Source organism: Providencia sp. PROV003 (assembly GCF_045040775.1).
Classification (GTDB): Bacteria; Pseudomonadota; Gammaproteobacteria; order Enterobacterales; family Enterobacteriaceae; genus Providencia; species Providencia huashanensis.
In genome coordinates this window covers 4,195,869-4,212,226 of record NZ_CP096369.1, presented here as the reverse complement: position 1 = coordinate 4,212,226, position 16,358 = coordinate 4,195,869, and the positions used below count along the sequence as shown (strand labels likewise).

Below are 16,358 nucleotides of genomic sequence, written 5' to 3'. Positions count from 1 at the left end.
TTAACCCAGATCACCTAAGCGCACTTGCAGTGCAGTGATAGCGGTTAGCGCAGTCGTTTCTGTTCGTAATACTCTAGGCCCTAACAGTATATCGGTAAATTGATAATTTGCTGTCATTGCGATTTCATCGGCTGATAACCCCCCTTCAGGGCCAATTAACAACCTGACTTTTTTCAATTCAGTTGGCAGTGTATTGATGCTTTCTGTTGCCCTAGGATGAAGATTAACTTTAAATGCGCCATCATCTTCTGCACACCAATCTTCAAGTGTTTGTACGGGGCGGACTTCTGGGATACGGTTGCGCCCACATTGTTCACAGGCCGCAATAGCAATTTTTTGCCATTGTTGTAATTTCTTCGCTAACCTCTCACCTTCTAAGCGAACGCCGCAACGCTCTGATAACAGTGGTGTAATGATATTCACCCCTAACTCTACGGATTTTTGGATGGTAAATTCCATCTTTTCTCCACGGGACATCACTTGCCCTAAATGCAAATCGAGAGGGGACTCTCTATCATCAATACGGCTATCTACAATGCGAACATATACATTCTTTTTAGTCGCTTCAGTAATTTCAGCATCAAACGTTTGATTGCTACCATCAAAAAGTTCGAGTTTTTGCCCCGCAGTCATGCGTAGTACTCGCCCTACATGGTTTGTGGCGTCATCACCAAGAGAAATTGTCATATTCGTTTTAAGAGGCTCTGGGTGATAAATGCGTGGGATGCGCATAGCTTTTCCTTAGTACAGACTAGGTTAATAAATAAGATAGCTTTGATGAATATGGGGATTGAATCTCTAAACACAAGCACTAGCGCTTAGTTTATAACGAAAAAAATGCTAATTGTAGTACGTCTGTGCGGTGGTAATTTTATCAATAATTACTCAAAAAAATAAAAGCTGAAAATGTCGAATAAACCGACGAAATAACACGGAATTAAAGTGTTGGGATAAGCCAGAATAGCGAGTATATTTATTTTGGCTCCGTAATGGAAGGAAGTATAAAATGAAGGAATTATTTTATTTTTTATTATCATATATTAAATCATTTATTGATAATATGACAAATATGATATCTTCCTGGCAGGGGGATGAAAGGCTTTTTTTTATTGAGTCAATTGGATTTCATCTATGTAAACAAGATGTTATATTTCTTGTTGTGTTGTTTTTATCCGTTTTAATGACTCAAAAGTTACTTATTTATCTCCCTGTTTGGTGTTTTGGGAAAAACAAAATAACAATTAAACTTCATACTTTACTTATTCTATATGGGGTGTTCGGTTGTATTATTATTGGGTCATTTAATAGTTTATGGGTAATGTTGTTTTTAGTGGTTTTTATTAATTTAATAACACCGTTATTTATTATTGATTATAAAATGGGTTATTTACCGGATGTACTAACCTATCCTTTATTGTGGTCTGGTTTGCTATATCAAATTAACTTACCTCAAGGCAATGTCATTTCGGCTATCTATGCAGTTATATTGAGTTATTTTATGATGCTAATTACCGTTACACTCGTGGAAAAAATTAAAAAACAACCACAGATGGGGCGAGGGGACTTAAAATTAATTGCAGCGTGTGCTGCATGGTTAGGGGTATGGTTATTACCTTATTTTATAGGGCTTGCGGCTTGTTTAGGGCTGTTACATTATGCATTCGCTCATTGGGTATTGCCGAAAATAAGCCAAGGGGGTCATTCTCCAAGTTGTGTAAGTGCTAAGCCGTTAGTAAATGAAATAGCCCAAACCATACCATTCGGGCCTACAATTATCATTAGTGCAAGTATCTTGCTGTATTTATCTATACTGCGTATTGGTTAGCGACAACTAAATGTAAGGGTTAAGACGCAGCAGCGACCAACGAGTCTAAAAATTGCTGCCATTTGTCTGGTGACCCAAGGTAATTTTGTAAAGGAACCCGTAACCATTTCCCTTGTTGCTGAATTAACAGCGTAGGGAAACCTGACGCACCAGACTGGGCGAGCAATGCTTTACTATTCTGTATGTGTTTTGCAGTTTCATTTTGTTCACATTGCGTGTAATCACTGGTGTACTGCTCAGCATTCAAGCTAAGCTTTTGGGCTAATTCAGCAAGCACTGCCGTATCATTAATATGACGCCCAGAAATATAATGGGCTTTTTGAATGGTTTTAAGCATCTCAAAGCCTTTACCTTGCTTGGTTGCAGCTAAAATAGCGGTTTGTGGTGGTAGGGAGTCCATGACTAAATTAGGTTCATGGAGCATTTTTATATAGTCATCACCAAAAACTTGCCCTGTCATCGCTGCAATACGTTTATCTGATTGCATAATATATTGGCGAAAATTATCATCAAGATGCAAACGCGCATCACCGGCTAACATGCCACCACCATGCATCTCAACATTGGTACTGGGGTGTTTGGTTGCAATTTCCACTAAAGGGGCTGCTGCATAACACCAGCCGCAGTAAGGGTCATAAATATAGTGTAGGGTTATATTTTTCATTATTGATCCTCTGTAATAATTTGGGGTTAATTTGAGTTAAGTTGTATCATTATTATCAACAGTTATATACAACAATCTCCCTTATACTCGCGGTTGTATTTCTAGGCATATTATTCAGTATGTTAAATATACAAAATGGTTGTTATAAGGGAGTGATACTAATTTATTGAGGCCACTGCATTTCGCCTTTAATAACCTTAGCGCTTAGCTCTAAACTTGATTTATCATCCAGTTGTGGGTATTTAGCTGCAACCTGCTGTACTAATTCATTCGAGTTTTTACTCGATTGCGCGGCGGTTTCAAAATCTTGTAAGTATTGCTGAGTAAATGTCACCGTACCAATATCCAATTTAGATGCTCCCGTGAAATGACCAGGGACGACAATCGTCGGGTTCAGTGCTTTGATACTTTCTAACGTTTGCTGCCAATTTTGGCGTGATGCCTTAGTCTGTGTATCAGCCACCCAAACGTGTATATTGTCTGAAACAATCACACCACCGACAACGGCTTTTAGCGATGGAACCCACACATAAGTTCTATCTGGCGAAGCACCGTCAAGGCCTTTTATCTCTAGTTTCTCGCCATCAACAGTAAAGCTATTCCCTTTGATGATTTCGGGGACTATCACATGGGTCGGAGCTTCACCCTTTAACTCATTTCCCCAATAAGCGAGCTTGCCATCTTTAGTCGCTTTAATAGCGGCAACGGTTTCAGATGTTGCAATTACTTTAGCTTCAGGAAAGGCTTTTGTAATTGTCTCTAAGCCGAAATAATAATCAGGGTCTGAGTGGCTAATATAAATAGTGGTTAATTTTTTATTGAGTTTTTTAATTTTATCGACCAGTTGTTGAGCATCATTATTTTGAAACTGAGCATCGATTAATACGACTTCATTAGGGCCACTAATAATTTCAGATGACACAGGGAATACACTGTTGTTACCTGGGTTATAGATATCGAGTGTTAATTTCTCGGCTTGTGCTACTTGAAATGATGTTGCGATGAATACTGTTGCTGCTAAAAAAGTTAATTTCATTTTGAGTCCTAAAATTGAATTGTCTGAGAATGAACTAGGCGTTTTTGCTTGGTATGTATATTAAGTTGCAATGATTAACGGAAAAACACCATAATTAGGCGAAGTTTGTTGCATAAACCGGACGAATGGGGCGTAAATGGATAGGTTAAAGGCAGCACAAGTGTTTATCACGATAGTGGAACAAGGCAGTTTAGTTGGTGCTGCTGAAAAGTTAGATATGTCGCGTGCGATGGTGACACGTTATTTATCTGAAATGGAACAATGGGCTGGAGTACGGTTACTTAATCGAACAACAAGGCGTTTAAGTTTAACCTCCGCTGGTGAGGGGGTGTATCAGCAATCATTACAGCTCAATGCGATTTCACAATTAGTACCTGTACAACAACATCATGATGCAAAAGAGCTATCTGGCTTGGTGCGCATTAGCTGTTCACAATCGATAGCCCAAAGTGCATTATCCGTTGCTATGGCAGAATTTTTGCAGCAATACCCAAATATGACGATAGATATGCAAATATCTAATAAATCGATTAATCTTATCGAAGAACGTATCGATTTAGCGATCCGTATTACTAACCAGCTAGAACCTAACTTAATTGCTAAGCCTTTATCGACCTGCCACTCTGTAATTTGTGCTTCCCCAAAGTTTTTAACGGGGAAAAAAATGCCCACTAAACCTGAAGACTTAGTGTTACTTGAATGTCTTACATATAGCTTTTTTGGGCGCAGCATTTGGCGTTTTGAAAAACAAGGGGAACAGCATACGGTATTAGTTGGCGGGCGGTTGAGCGCCAATGAGTCCGTATTTCTTGCCCAAGGCGCTTTAAATGGTGCAGGGGTTACCATGCAACCTTATTATTCCGTCGCAGAGTATTTAGCAAGTGGTGAATTAATTCAATTATTACCTGATTATCAACCAATGCCATTAGGTATTTACGGGGTATACACCAGTCGACAAAAAATGCCTACACCATTACGTGCTGTGATTGATTTCCTTACAGACTGGTTCAAAACGTCACCATATTGGTTAGCGTTGATGCAACAAGGCCGACGCTAAGCTCTCTTCTATTTGGCTGAAGGTATTTTTTAGTGATTGGGTGAAAATATCTGTCAGTTGAGAAGATGGGCGGTGAATGGGGCGAATTAAACTCACTGTAAATGGAATGGAAAAACTGAGGGGACGGATCACCAATTTCCCTGCAGATTGCTGATGAAAGTCTAACGCTGTTAATGGGTTTACAATGGATATCCCGATCCCCTTTAACGCCATAGCGCATATGGATGATGCAGAGTGTGTCTCCATCACCATTTTTCGTTCAATATGGTGTTCTGTAAAGGTTGAATCAATTAACTGGCGGTAACTGTCTGTTAATGACAAACTGATAAACCGTTGATGTTGAAAGTCAGTAGGCGTTAAAACCTGTTTTAGTTCAAGGGGGTGCCCTGCAGGTAACACACACACCTCATTTAAACAGCCTAACGTTTGCTGTTCAGTGCCGGGTGGTAGTTGAAGGTGTTCTGTTAAGCCAAAGTCATAACGCTGAGCAGAAAGCCATTCTTCCAGAACTGGGGATTCTTGTGGGATCACCGTGATATTTACATCAGGGTAACTTTCCATAAATGACTGACAAACCTGAGGTAATAAAGACTGGGCAAAAGCCGGTAAACAAGTAATGGATATTTGTGCGTGTTCAAAACGCCGAATAGTTTTAGCCGAATTTTTGATCCGCTCTAATCCATAATAAGAACGCTCGACTTCTTCTAAAAAACGTAAGCCTTGCGCAGTTGGTTGTAAGCGGCCTTTTACCCTATCAAATAATTTAAATTGTAATAGATATTCAAGGCGAGCAAGTTCACGACTGATGGTGGGCTGTGATGTGCTCAGTAATGTAGCAGCTTCCGTTAAGTTTGGGGTAGTCATGACGGCACGGAATATTTCAATATGACGCCAAGAGATAGCTTGCATGTTTAGCCTCTAAATAAATGCTATATCAAATATGAATAGACTTTAGCAAAATGGATATTTTTTTTCCCGTTTTTTCTCTGAATAATAGATTTCAATACAATAAATTATTAAGACCATAAAAATTTGCAAACGAGAAAGACAATGACTTCATTCGCAACTACTACAAGCCAGTATTTAACACCTGAACATTTGCGTGGATTACCAGCCCAGTATGGAACCCCTGTTTGGGTTTATGATAGCGCTGTAATCATTGAGCGTATTAAGCAATTACAAGTCTTTGATACTGTTAGGTTTGCACAAAAAGCAAGCTCTAACATTCATATCCTCCGTTTAATGAAAGAGCAAGGGGTCAAAGTAGATTCTGTTTCTTTAGGTGAAATAGAACGTGCGCTGGTCGCTGGCTTCCAAGCAGGGCGTGAAAACTCAGAAATTGTTTTTACCGCAGATGTATTGGACAGAGCAACATTAGAAAAAGTGACGGCTCTGGATATTCCGGTAAATGCAGGGTCGATTGACATGTTAGACCAAATTGGTCAGAAAAAATCTGGTCACCCAGTTTGGTTGCGGATTAACCCGGGGTTTGGTCATGGCCATAGCCAAAAGACTAATACGGGTGGTGAGAATAGCAAGCACGGTATTTGGCATGAAGATTTACCAGCCGCGTTAGAAAAAATTCGTCACTATAATTTATCGTTAGTGGGCATTCATATGCATATTGGTTCTGGCGTTGATTACCAACATCTTGCTGATGTGTGTGATTCAATGGTGGCATTGGTCACCACCGCTGGGGTTGACCTGCATGCGATTTCGGCAGGGGGAGGGTTATCAACCCCTTACCGTGAAAGCGATGAATTAATAGATGTACAACATTATTATAGTTTATGGAATAACGCCCGTCAGCGTATAGAGCAGCATTTAGGGCACTCAGTCGAACTTGAGATAGAACCGGGGCGTTATTTAATGGCTGAATCCGGTGTTTTGCTGGCGGAAGTCCGTGCGGTTAAAGATATGGGGAGCCGCCATTATGTGTTAGTGGATAGCGGTTTTAATGATTTAATGCGCCCTGCGATGTACGGCAGCTATCATCATGTATCTGTTCTAACTGCGGATGGCAGTTGTGCTGATAGCTCTCAACTCATCGATACTATTATTGCAGGCCCTCTATGTGAGTCAGGGGATGTATTTACTCAATTAGAGGGTGGTTTAGTTGTTACACGCGCATTACCTGAGGTCAAAGTAGGGGATTATTTAGTTTTCCACGATACTGGCGCTTATGGTGCATCTATGTCTTCGAATTATAATAGTCGTCCATTATTACCGGAAGTCATGTTTGTAGATGGCAAGCCAACGCTGATCCGTCGCCGCCAAACGATTGAAGAATTATTAGCATTAGAATTGGAATTATAAGTTTTAAATATAATTTACATACAAAAAGCCAGCTATAATAACTAGCTGGCTTTTTGTTGTTACCCTTAAACTCACTTCTAAGAAGATAACCTTTTATAATTTACTTTATAAATTAAGCTGCTTTCTTTTTCTTACTTGTATCTTCACTTGAAGGTTCGTCAGGAGACTTTTTTGACGGAAGTACCCCTAAGTCATCAAACTCAAACTCATCCACATTAATAGTCCGTAACCGGCTAGCTTCCGCTTTACGTAAAATATCAGCTTCTTCTTGCGTAATTACATTTTCAGGGAGTAATTGGTCTGCTAGTTCATCTAAGCGAGTAAAGCTGAGTTTACGCTCTTTTAAACGGCAGATACGGTCGAAGATTGGCTCAGCAGCAATAATATCGAGTAGTGCTTGGTTTACTAAGCCATGCGGGTTGTTTTCTGTTGGTGTTAAGTACTGACCACGACCTAATCTATCCCGTGTTTCAGAAGGTTCCATCAGTAGCTGCGCCAGTTTGTGGTCAAGTCGGTCAGATGGCATCGACATAGAACGGCCAACAGGGAAGAGTGTCACTCGCATTATCGCCGCTACCATTTTATTAGGGAAGTTTTTCAATAAATCATCCATGGCTTTTTCTGACTGATAGAGACAATCTTCAACAGCCCATTTTACTAGCGGTAAATCTGCTTTTTGGCGACCTTCATCCTCATAGCGTTTTAGGGTTGCAGAGGCAAGGTACAGGTTACTTAAAATATCCCCTAAGCGTGCCGAAATACGCTCACGACGTTTTAAGCTTCCGCCTAACACCCCCATTGCCACGTCAGACAATAAAGCTAAGTTAGCACTTTGACGATTTAACATTTGATAATAACGGCGTGTTTCGTCTTTTGTTGGCGCGCTACTGCCACGACCGTTAGTCAAGCCTAACCAGAAACTCCGGAACTGGTTACTAATCACATGACCGATATGCCCGAATACAGCTTTATCAAATTTATGCAAATTATTATCTTTTGCAGCAGCCATTTCGTCTAATACAAATGGATGACAACGAATAGCACCTTGGCCGAAGATGATCATACTACGAGTGAGAATATTGGCCCCTTCAACCGTAATAGCGATTGGCGCACCTTGGTAGGCTCTGGCGACAAAGTTTGAATCGCCAAGGCAAATTCCTTTACCACCAGTGATATCCATTGCATCAATAATGGCGCGTTGACCTCTATGAGTACAATGGTATTTTACGATAGCAGAGAGAACCGCGGGTTTTTCGCCTAACATAATCCCCGACGTAATCAAAGTTGCTGCTGCATCCATCAAATAAGTGTTACCAGCAATGCGTGCTAATGGTTCTTCAATCCCTTCCATTTTACCAATTGATAATTTGAACTGGCGACGAATATAGGAATAAGCCCCTGTTGCAATAGCGATGCTCTTCAGACTTCCTGTTGAGTTAGATGGTAATGTAATACCGCGTCCGACAGAGAGACACTCGACAAGCATTCTCCAACCTTGCCCCGCCATCTTTGGCCCACCAATGATGTAATCAATAGGAACAAAGATATCTTGACCGCGAGTCGGGCCATTCATAAATGGCACATTAAGAGGGAAATGGCGATGGCCAATTTCGACCCCCGGTGTATTGGTTGGAATTAAAGCACAAGTGATACCAAGGTTTTTTTCTCCGCCTAATAGTTTATCTGGGTCAGATAATTTAAAGGCTAGCCCTAACACGGTCGCGATTGGTGCTAAGGTAATGTAGCGTTTATTCCATGTTAAACGCATACCAAGGACTTGTTCACCTTGCCATTCACCCATGCAAACTATGCCAGTATCTGGGATCGCACCTGCATCAGACCCTGCTTCAGGGCTTGTTAAAGCAAAACATGGAATTTCTTCACCAGTAGCTAAACCCGGCAAATAACGCTGTTTTTGCTCATCGGTACCATAATGTTGTAGGAGTTCACCAGGACCTAAAGAGTTAGGAACACCGACAGTTATTGCCAGTATGCCCGAAACTCCGGCAAGTTTTTGTAATACTTGTGATTGAGCATAGGCAGAAAATTCAAGACCTCCGTATTCTTTTTTGATGATCATGGCAAAGAAACGGTGATCGCGTAAATATTGCCACACTTCAGGAGGGAGGTCTGCGAGCTCATGACTCACTTCAAAATCATTGACCATGCCACAAACTGTTTCAACGGGACCATCAATAAATGCTTGTTCTTCGGCAGTCAATTGTGGTTTTGGGTAGTCATGAAGCTTATTCCAATTAGGGGCTCCTCGGAAAAGGTCGCCTTCCCACCAAGTTGTCCCTGCATCAATGGCTTCTTTTTCTGTTCTTGACATTGGTGGCATGACTTTTTGAAACATTTTCATAGCGCGGGCGGAAAATAATGATTGGCGTATTGGGCTGAAAACAAATGGAAATAATACTAAGGCGACTGGCAATAACATCCAGTAGCTCCAAATATTTATCACACCCATAACAGCAGTATAAGCCAATAATAATATTGCGCTAAAAACCAACGATGTTTTGTGATAACAAAGTACGCCAATTAAGGCTAGGAATAACACAATGCTGAGAAGGATCATAGTTAAGCTCCTGTCCACTTGTAAGAGGTCTGACCTGTTTGTTATCTTAATCTATACCCATTAATAAAGAATTAGCAATGTATTTACATCCTAATTACAACTTGGCTCACAAAAACACCAAATTATGAAAATGGTTAAGGTAATTTACATTAAGGCCATTAAAAAATTATGGTTACTAGTAAGGAAAAAGGAGGTCTTTTTCTACGAAGCTAAGACAGCACAATCAAAAGTAGAAACAAAACAATCCCTGTGCAACAATCTGAGTATTAAAGGTTAATTGTGGATACCTATCTACTCTTTGCCATTAGATGGCATTTTTATTTAGGCTATTTTAAATATAAATTAATCATACTCTCTGTAACATGTTCTTAATTAAGAGGAAACCTCATGTATCAAGACCTGATCCGTGGCGAGCTAACAGAAGCTGCCGACACGCTATCAAATTTCCTTAGCGATGACGCAAATATTGAAGCTATTCAAAAAGCAGCCGTATTGTTAGCCGATTCTTTTAAAGCTGGTGGCAAAGTATTGTCTTGTGGTAATGGTGGTTCACACTGCGATGCGATGCATTTTGCTGAAGAGTTAACAGGGCGCTATCGTGAAAATCGTCCCGGTTATCCAGCGATTGCAATTTCAGATGTTAGTCATCTGTCTTGTGTCAGTAATGACTTCGGTTATGAATATGTTTTTTCACGTTTTATTGAAGCAGTAGGGATGAAAGGTGATGTTTTACTGGGCATCTCAACATCTGGTAATTCAGGGAATATTATCAAAGCGATTAGCGCTGCTCGTGAGAAAGGGATGAAAGTAATCACGCTAACAGGTAAAGATGGCGGGAAAATGGCAGGTACCGCAGATATTGAAATCCGTGTCCCACACTTTGGTTATGCTGATCGCATTCAAGAAATTCATATTAAAGTTATCCATATCTTAATTCAGTTGATTGAAAAAGAGATGGTGAAGTAAAGTTTTAACCGGTTTAGGAGCCTTTAAATGTGTGAGTTACTTGGCATGAGTGCCAATGTTCCAACTGATATTACGTTTAGTCTTAGTGGGTTAATTTCTCGAGGTGGGCATACCGGTCCACACAAAGATGGCTGGGGAATTACGTTCTATGAAGGCTTGGGATGTCGCACATTTAAAGATCCTCAACCAAGTTTTTTATCACCCGTTGCCCGCTTTGTGCAGGAATATCCTATCAAATCAGAAACGATTGTTGCGCATATTCGGCAAGCAAATCAAGGTGATGTATCATTAGTCAATACACATCCCTTTACGCGTGAATTGTGGGGGCGCAATTGGACTTATGCTCATAATGGCCAATTAAAGGGCTATCGTTCATTGAAAACAGGGCGTTATTGGCCTATCGGTGAAACTGATAGCGAATGGATATTTTGCTGGATTTTACATCAGTTAAGTGAAAAGTACCCACGAAAACCCTCCAATTGGAAAAGCGTGTTTCGTTTTGTCGCGACATTGGCGGATCAGCTACGTCATAAAGGGGTGTTTAATATGTTGCTCTCTGATGGGCAATATTTGATGGCGTTTAGTTCAACGAATTTACATTGGCTGACGCGTAGAGCACCCTTTGGTAAAGCGAAATTATTAGATCAAGATATTGAAATTGATTTCGAGCAATGCACCACACCCACTGATATTGTTTCTGTTATTGCAACTCAACCTTTAACGGGAAATGAAAATTGGCAGCGGATCGAGCCAGGTAACTTTGTATTATTCCATCTTGGTGAGCGCATATTGTGATTTAGATCCTAATAATTTCGTTGGGGTATCTGGTAAGCTAACTACCGCGTATTTACCTAATGTCACTGAAATTTCTGCGGGTCTTCCTGTTTGGTTAAAGTATTCGTAAGCAGGCTGTAGCTGTTTCCAAAATGAATAGTGACTTGAGTTTCTGTAGCGCGTCATATTTTCATTTGTCATCTTAAATGGGTAGATGCTGACATTGATGGTTGGCTGGCCATTTAATAAGGCAGTTTCGACGGTTTGATAAATTTCACCCATATATTTATCTGTCATGGCATAGCATCCTACAGAAACGCAACTGCCATGGATCATTAGGTAACTACCGCTGTAACCTTGTGCTTTATCGTATTCATTAGGGAATCCAATATTGATAGATCGGTAATACCGACTATTTGGGTTGAGCTGTTCTGCGGTAATTTGATAAAATCCCTCAGGGCTTTTGAGGTCTCCTTCTATTTTTTTCGGGCCAAGGCCCCCAGAAAACTTACAAATTGGGTAAGTTTTGGTCAGCTTATATTTTCCAGAAGGGGTTTTTTGATAGAGTTCGAGTAAACCCTCTTGCTTAAATATTTGAATAAAAATAGATGAATTTTGATTATCCAAAGCATTATTCTTAAGTATAAATGAAGAGTTGCTCGCCTGAATTACAGGTGGATATATGAGTACAAATGGAAAAATTGCACTAAAAAATTTACTTAATTTCATACTAAGGCCAAATGTAGAAGTTTTCACTGATTAAAAAGAATACAGAATTTATGCATTTTAGACGAGTAAATAGAAAATTAATATAGCTTGTTAATAGTTTTTAGATGAATCTTTATCGGTTAAATAGTAATCAGCAATCGATAAAGGTGATGTTATAGTTCGGCAATTTCGAATTGTTAACAGAAAAATTTAAATATTAATGCAATTTGCTTGAACTATGTCACTTCTATAGACGGACATAGTGAGTGGGAACTGATAAAATTACGTCCGGCAGAAGAAAAAATTTAGTAACAATTATGTGAAAATACCTGCTTAAGTGGCGAAAGTGGCTTGAGCTGTTTTTATTACTGAGTCGCTATCATTCATTGCTGAATCGTTAGCTTAGGGTTTAACTGATAAACTTGTGCAGATCTTATGATTAAAATTAAAAAAGGCCTTAACCTTCCCATCGCAGGTGAGCCAGCCCAAGTGATAGAAGACGGCCCGAAAATTCAACACGTAGCTGTGCTAGGTGAAGAATATGTCGGAATGCGTCCTTCGATGCTGGTTAAAGAAGGTGAACGTGTCATAAAAGGGCAGGTTCTTTTTGAAGATAAAAAGAATCCGGGGGTTGTTTTTACAAGTCCAGCCTGTGGTAAAATTGTTGCTATTCATCGTGGTGAGCGTCGTGTGCTTCAATCTGTTGTCATTGAAATTGACGGTGATGAACAGGAAAACTTTGCAGCTTATACTCGTACTGAGTTATCTGCATTAACCAGAGAACAAGTCGAAGATAATCTGATTAAATCAGGTTTGTGGACCTCTTTAAGAACGCGTCCATTTAGTCGTTCGCCACAACCAGGTTCTTCACCTAGCGCTATTTTTGTTACTGCAATGGACACAAACCCTCTTGCTGCTGATGCCGTTTTGGTTATTCGTGAACAAGAACAGGCATTTAACGATGGGTTATTAGTCCTTAGCCATTTAACAGAAGGTAAAATCCATGTATGTCATGGAGAGGGGGATTTACCAAAAGTTGAGGCTCATAGCCAGATTTCATACACCCAGTTTGCGGGTCCTCATCCTGCTGGGTTAGCGGGGACTCATATCCATTTCTTGGAGCCAGTAAGCATCAAGAAAAAGGTATGGAGCCTTAATTACCAAGACGTTATTGCGATTGGTAAGCTGTTTGTCACTGGGCAGCTTTATACTGACCGTATCGTTTCATTGGCAGGGCCACAGGTTGAAAAGCCGCGTTTATTACGCACTTGCCTTGGCGCTGATTTATATGAATTAACTCAAGGCCAGCTTAAAGCGGGCGAAAACCGTATTATTTCAGGCTCTGTCCTTTGGGGCGTAACTTGTGATGATACCCATCATTATCTTGGTCGTTTTCACAATCAAGTCTCTGTATTAGCCGAAGGTCGCGATAAAGAACTATTTGGCTGGATTATGCCTGGTGTTAATAAATTTACGATCACTCGTACTACGATCGGGCATTTCCTGAAAAATAAGCGCTTTAATTTTACGACAACAATGAACGGCGGTGAGCGTTCAATGGTACCAATTGGTAACTATGAGCGTGTTATGCCTCTTGACATCATGATCACTCATTTGTTGCGCGATCTCCTCGCTGGAGATACCGATACATCACAAGAATTGGGCTGTTTAGAGTTGGACGAAGAAGATTTAGGTTTATGTACCTATGTTTGCCCAGCGAAGTACGAGTATGGTCCAGTATTACGTGATGTTCTGACCAAGATTGAGCTAGAAGGGTGATTCCATGGGTCTGAAAAATTTATTTGAAAAGTATGAACACCATTTTGAGCCCGGTGGAAAACTCGCTAAATACTATGCATTGTATGAAGCAGTTTCTACAGTGTTCTATACACCGGGAACGGTGACGAAAGGTCGTTCTCATGTCAGGGACACTATTGACCTGAAGCGCATGATGATTTTAGTCTGGCTTGCTGTTTTCCCTGCAATGTTCTGGGGGATGTACAACGTAGGCAACCAAGCTATCCCTGCACTTCATCAACTGTATAGTGGAGCAGAGCTACAGCAAGTACTCGCGAGTGACTGGCATTATAGTTTGGCACAATTTTTAGGTGCCTCGCTGTCAATGGATGCTGGTTGGGGAAGTAAAATGCTGCTTGGTGCAGTTTATTTTCTTCCTATTTATGCCGTTGTTTTCCTTGTCGGTGGGTTCTGGGAAGTGTTGTTTGCCATGATCCGTGGTCATGAAATCAACGAAGGCTTCTTTATAACCTCTATCTTGTTTGCTTTGATTGTGCCTCCAACAATTCCTTTATGGCAAGCGGCTCTTGGTATTACCTTCGGTGTCGTGATTGCTAAGGAAATTTTCGGTGGTACAGGGCGTAACTTCTTAAACCCTGCGTTAGCGGGTCGTGCATTTTTATTCTTTGCTTACCCTGCTCAAATCTCCGGTGACTTGGTTTGGACTGCAGCGGATGGTTTCTCGGGAGCAACTCCATTATCACAGTGGGCTTCAGGTGGCGAACACGCGCTAATGAACACAGTAACAAGTGAGCCTATCACTTGGATGCAAGCGTTCTTAGGTAATATGCCAGGCTCGATCGGTGAAGTTTCGACGCTGATGTTGTTTATTGGTGGCGCACTCATCATGTTCTTCCGCATTGCATCATGGCGTATTGTGGCGGGTGTCATGGTTGGTATGATTGCCATGTCTTACCTATTTAATGCTATTGGTTCAGACACCAATCCGTTATTTGCCATGCCTTGGTGGTGGCATATGGTTCTGGGTGGCTTTGCATTTGGTATGATTTTTATGGCGACAGACCCAGTATCCGCTTCATTCACTGATAAAGGTAAATGGGCATATGGCATTCTGATCGGCGTAATGTGTGTACTTATCAGGGTAGTAAATCCGGCTTATCCTGAAGGGATGATGCTGGCTATTCTGTTCGCCAACCTGTTTGCTCCTTTGTTTGACTATCTGGTCGTTCAAGCAAATATTAAGCGGAGAAAAGCTCGTGGCTAATGATAAACCAATTAATAAAGATAGCGTCGGTAGAACATTTCTAGTCATTTTTATCCTTTGTCTAGTTTGTTCTGTTGTTGTCGCAGGTGCTGCAGTTGGTTTGAAGCCGAAGCAGCAAGAACAAATTCAGTTAGATACTCAGCGTAATATTTTAAGCGTGGCAGGTTTAATGCAGCCTAAAATGACCGCAGAAGAAATCCAAAAAGTTTATGGGGAGCGCATCGAACCTAAGCTTTTGAATTTCAAAACGAATGAACTATCTGACAGCACTAGCCGTTATGACCTAAATGCTGAGCTACGTAGCGATGAAACCAGTATTGCCCTTTCTCCAGCAGAGGATATCGCAAAAATTCGCCGTCGCGCCAATAGTGCTGAAATCTATTTAGTGAAAGATGATGCCGGCAAAGTATCACAAATTATTTTACCTGTTTATGGTTCAGGTTTGTGGTCTGTAATGTATGCGTTTGTGGCAATCGATGTTGATGGGGTAACCTCACGCGGTATCACTTACTACTCGCATGGTGAAACACCAGGTTTAGGTGGCGAAGTCGATAACCCACAATGGAAAGCCCAATGGCCGGGTAAAAAACTGTTCAATGAACAGGGTATTCCGGCAATTAAAATCGTACGTGGTGGTGCCACAGATAGCCCATACGGTATCGATGGCCTTTCAGGTGCAACCCTAACGTCAAACGGAATTCAACATATGTTTGATTTTTGGTTAGGGGATAACGGCTTTGGTCCGTTCCTGAAAAAAGTACGTGAAGGAGCGCTGAATAATGGCTGATTCAAAAGAAATAAAACGCGTCCTACTTGGACCACTATTAGATAACAACCCAATTGCTTTGCAAATACTGGGGGTCTGTTCTGCATTAGCAGTAACAACTAAGTTAGAAACAGCATTGGTTATGACCATTGCGGTAACATTAGTTACGGCATTTTCTAACTTCTTTATTTCACTGATTAGAAATTATATTCCAAGCAGTGTGCGTATTATTGTACAGATGGCAATCATCGCTTCTCTCGTCATCGTGGTTGACCAAATTTTACGTGCGTATGCCTATGAAATATCAAAGCAACTTTCAGTATTCGTTGGTTTGATTATTACTAACTGTATCGTAATGGGGCGTGCTGAAGCTTATGCAATGAAAGCGCCACCAATAGAAAGCTTTATGGATGGTATCGGTAATGGTCTTGGCTATGGTGTGATCCTTGTATTAGTCGGTTTCTTTAGGGAATTATTTGGCTCCGGCAAACTGTTTGGTATCACTGTCTTTGAATCACTGCAAAACGGTGGCTGGTACATGCCTAATGGCTTGTTCCTCCTCGCGCCAAGTGCATTCTTTATCATCGGTATGCTGATTTGGGGACTACGTATCCTGAAACCAGCTCAGGTAGAGAAGGACTAATCA

General features: G+C 40.9%; 15 protein-coding genes. 9 read left to right on the top strand and 6 right to left on the bottom strand.

Going from position 1 to position 16,358, the window contains the following annotated elements:
- Positions 1 to 732 carry a 16S rRNA (uracil(1498)-N(3))-methyltransferase gene (gene rsmE / locus M1F14_RS19385; RefSeq protein WP_042848719.1) on the bottom strand — a complete coding sequence of 244 codons (732 nt, stop codon included), beginning with the start codon at positions 730 to 732 and terminating at the stop codon, positions 1 to 3.
- Between the two features lie 274 nt (positions 733 to 1,006).
- Here rsmE and M1F14_RS19380 point away from each other — a divergent pair, with 274 nt between their 5' ends.
- Positions 1,007 to 1,825 (top strand): A24 family peptidase, encoded by an 819-nt coding sequence (locus tag M1F14_RS19380; RefSeq protein ID WP_226619186.1) that lies wholly within the window; start codon positions 1,007 to 1,009, stop codon positions 1,823 to 1,825.
- A gap of 19 nt (positions 1,826 to 1,844) precedes the next feature.
- Here the strand turns inward: M1F14_RS19380 and M1F14_RS19375 are convergent, their stop codons facing one another.
- Both M1F14_RS19375 and M1F14_RS19370 read right to left on the bottom strand, forming a co-directional pair.
- Positions 1,845 to 2,489 carry a DsbA family protein gene (locus M1F14_RS19375; protein ID WP_166687058.1) on the bottom strand — a complete coding sequence of 215 codons (645 nt, stop codon included), beginning with the start codon at positions 2,487 to 2,489 and terminating at the stop codon, positions 1,845 to 1,847.
- A 163-nt stretch (positions 2,490 to 2,652) separates the two neighbouring features.
- Positions 2,653 to 3,525 (bottom strand): MBL fold metallo-hydrolase, encoded by an 873-nt coding sequence (locus tag M1F14_RS19370; protein WP_042848716.1) that lies wholly within the window; start codon positions 3,523 to 3,525, stop codon positions 2,653 to 2,655.
- A gap of 136 nt (positions 3,526 to 3,661) precedes the next feature.
- Between M1F14_RS19370 and M1F14_RS19365 the strand changes: the two genes are divergently transcribed.
- Positions 3,662 to 4,582: a LysR family transcriptional regulator gene (locus tag M1F14_RS19365; protein WP_042848715.1), complete on the top strand. Its 921-nt coding sequence runs from the start codon at positions 3,662 to 3,664 to the stop codon at positions 4,580 to 4,582.
- Here the strand turns inward: M1F14_RS19365 and M1F14_RS19360 are convergent.
- On the bottom strand, positions 4,553 to 5,491 hold the full coding sequence (locus M1F14_RS19360; RefSeq protein ID WP_166687059.1) for a LysR family transcriptional regulator: 939 nt from the start codon (positions 5,489 to 5,491) through the stop codon (positions 4,553 to 4,555). The genes M1F14_RS19365 and M1F14_RS19360 overlap by 30 nt on opposite strands.
- Positions 5,492 to 5,632: 141 nt before the next feature.
- Between M1F14_RS19360 and lysA the strand changes: the two genes are divergently transcribed.
- Positions 5,633 to 6,898, top strand: coding sequence for a diaminopimelate decarboxylase (gene lysA / locus M1F14_RS19355; RefSeq protein WP_042848713.1), 1,266 nt, complete (start codon positions 5,633 to 5,635; stop codon positions 6,896 to 6,898).
- 112 nt (positions 6,899 to 7,010) lie between these two features.
- Here lysA and fadE read toward each other — a convergent pair whose 3' ends face one another.
- Positions 7,011 to 9,476, bottom strand: a complete 2,466-nt coding sequence (gene fadE / locus M1F14_RS19350) for an acyl-CoA dehydrogenase FadE (RefSeq protein ID WP_042848712.1) — start codon at positions 9,474 to 9,476, stop codon at positions 7,011 to 7,013.
- Between the two features lie 387 nt (positions 9,477 to 9,863).
- Between fadE and lpcA the strand changes: the two genes are divergently transcribed.
- Together lpcA and M1F14_RS19340 are read left to right on the top strand one after the other, a co-directional pair.
- Complete coding sequence (gene lpcA, locus M1F14_RS19345) at positions 9,864 to 10,442, top strand: D-sedoheptulose 7-phosphate isomerase (RefSeq protein WP_042848711.1); 579 nt, start codon at positions 9,864 to 9,866, stop codon at positions 10,440 to 10,442.
- A gap of 27 nt (positions 10,443 to 10,469) precedes the next feature.
- The gene (locus M1F14_RS19340) at positions 10,470 to 11,237 is read left to right on the top strand and encodes a class II glutamine amidotransferase (protein WP_042848710.1); all 768 of its coding nucleotides are present in this window, start codon (positions 10,470 to 10,472) and stop codon (positions 11,235 to 11,237) included.
- Here the strand turns inward: M1F14_RS19340 and M1F14_RS19335 are convergent.
- Complete coding sequence (locus tag M1F14_RS19335) at positions 11,208 to 11,945, bottom strand: murein L,D-transpeptidase family protein (RefSeq protein ID WP_042848709.1); 738 nt, start codon at positions 11,943 to 11,945, stop codon at positions 11,208 to 11,210. The genes M1F14_RS19340 and M1F14_RS19335 overlap by 30 nt on opposite strands.
- Positions 11,946 to 12,359: 414 nt before the next feature.
- Here M1F14_RS19335 and M1F14_RS19330 point away from each other — a divergent pair, with 414 nt between their 5' ends.
- From M1F14_RS19330 to M1F14_RS19315, 4 genes are read left to right on the top strand one after another with little or no spacing between them, the layout of a single operon-like run.
- A complete protein-coding gene (locus tag M1F14_RS19330; protein WP_042848708.1) occupies positions 12,360 to 13,703 on the top strand; it encodes a Na(+)-translocating NADH-quinone reductase subunit A in 1,344 nt (447 codons plus the stop codon).
- Between the two features lie 4 nt (positions 13,704 to 13,707).
- The gene (locus M1F14_RS19325; RefSeq protein WP_042848707.1) at positions 13,708 to 14,946 is read left to right on the top strand and encodes an NADH:ubiquinone reductase (Na(+)-transporting) subunit B; all 1,239 of its coding nucleotides are present in this window, start codon (positions 13,708 to 13,710) and stop codon (positions 14,944 to 14,946) included.
- Complete coding sequence (locus tag M1F14_RS19320) at positions 14,939 to 15,733, top strand: Na(+)-translocating NADH-quinone reductase subunit C (RefSeq protein ID WP_048608237.1); 795 nt, start codon at positions 14,939 to 14,941, stop codon at positions 15,731 to 15,733. Before M1F14_RS19325 ends, M1F14_RS19320 begins: the two co-directional genes overlap by 8 nt.
- Positions 15,726 to 16,355 (top strand): NADH:ubiquinone reductase (Na(+)-transporting) subunit D, encoded by a 630-nt coding sequence (locus tag M1F14_RS19315; protein ID WP_042848705.1) that lies wholly within the window; start codon positions 15,726 to 15,728, stop codon positions 16,353 to 16,355. Before M1F14_RS19320 ends, M1F14_RS19315 begins: the two co-directional genes overlap by 8 nt.
- Positions 16,356 to 16,358 lie beyond the last annotated feature (3 nt).

Bases quoted from the DNA above. Each gene is read 5' to 3' on its own strand.
- rsmE (WP_042848719.1), bottom strand. From the start codon at position 732: ATGCGCATCCCACGCATTTATCACCCAGAGCCTCTTAAAACGAATATG.
- M1F14_RS19380 (WP_226619186.1), top strand. From the start codon at position 1,007: ATGAAGGAATTATTTTATTTTTTATTATCATATATTAAATCATTTATT.
- M1F14_RS19375 (WP_166687058.1), bottom strand. From the start codon at position 2,489: ATGAAAAATATAACCCTACACTATATTTATGACCCTTACTGCGGCTGG.
- M1F14_RS19370 (WP_042848716.1), bottom strand. From the start codon at position 3,525: ATGAAATTAACTTTTTTAGCAGCAACAGTATTCATCGCAACATCATTT.
- M1F14_RS19365 (WP_042848715.1), top strand. From the start codon at position 3,662: ATGGATAGGTTAAAGGCAGCACAAGTGTTTATCACGATAGTGGAACAA.
- M1F14_RS19360 (WP_166687059.1), bottom strand. From the start codon at position 5,491: ATGCAAGCTATCTCTTGGCGTCATATTGAAATATTCCGTGCCGTCATG.
- lysA (WP_042848713.1), top strand. From the start codon at position 5,633: ATGACTTCATTCGCAACTACTACAAGCCAGTATTTAACACCTGAACAT.
- fadE (WP_042848712.1), bottom strand. From the start codon at position 9,476: ATGATCCTTCTCAGCATTGTGTTATTCCTAGCCTTAATTGGCGTACTT.
- lpcA (WP_042848711.1), top strand. From the start codon at position 9,864: ATGTATCAAGACCTGATCCGTGGCGAGCTAACAGAAGCTGCCGACACG.
- M1F14_RS19340 (WP_042848710.1), top strand. From the start codon at position 10,470: ATGTGTGAGTTACTTGGCATGAGTGCCAATGTTCCAACTGATATTACG.
- M1F14_RS19335 (WP_042848709.1), bottom strand. From the start codon at position 11,945: ATGAAATTAAGTAAATTTTTTAGTGCAATTTTTCCATTTGTACTCATA.
- M1F14_RS19330 (WP_042848708.1), top strand. From the start codon at position 12,360: ATGATTAAAATTAAAAAAGGCCTTAACCTTCCCATCGCAGGTGAGCCA.
- M1F14_RS19325 (WP_042848707.1), top strand. From the start codon at position 13,708: ATGGGTCTGAAAAATTTATTTGAAAAGTATGAACACCATTTTGAGCCC.
- M1F14_RS19315 (WP_042848705.1), top strand. From the start codon at position 15,726: ATGGCTGATTCAAAAGAAATAAAACGCGTCCTACTTGGACCACTATTA.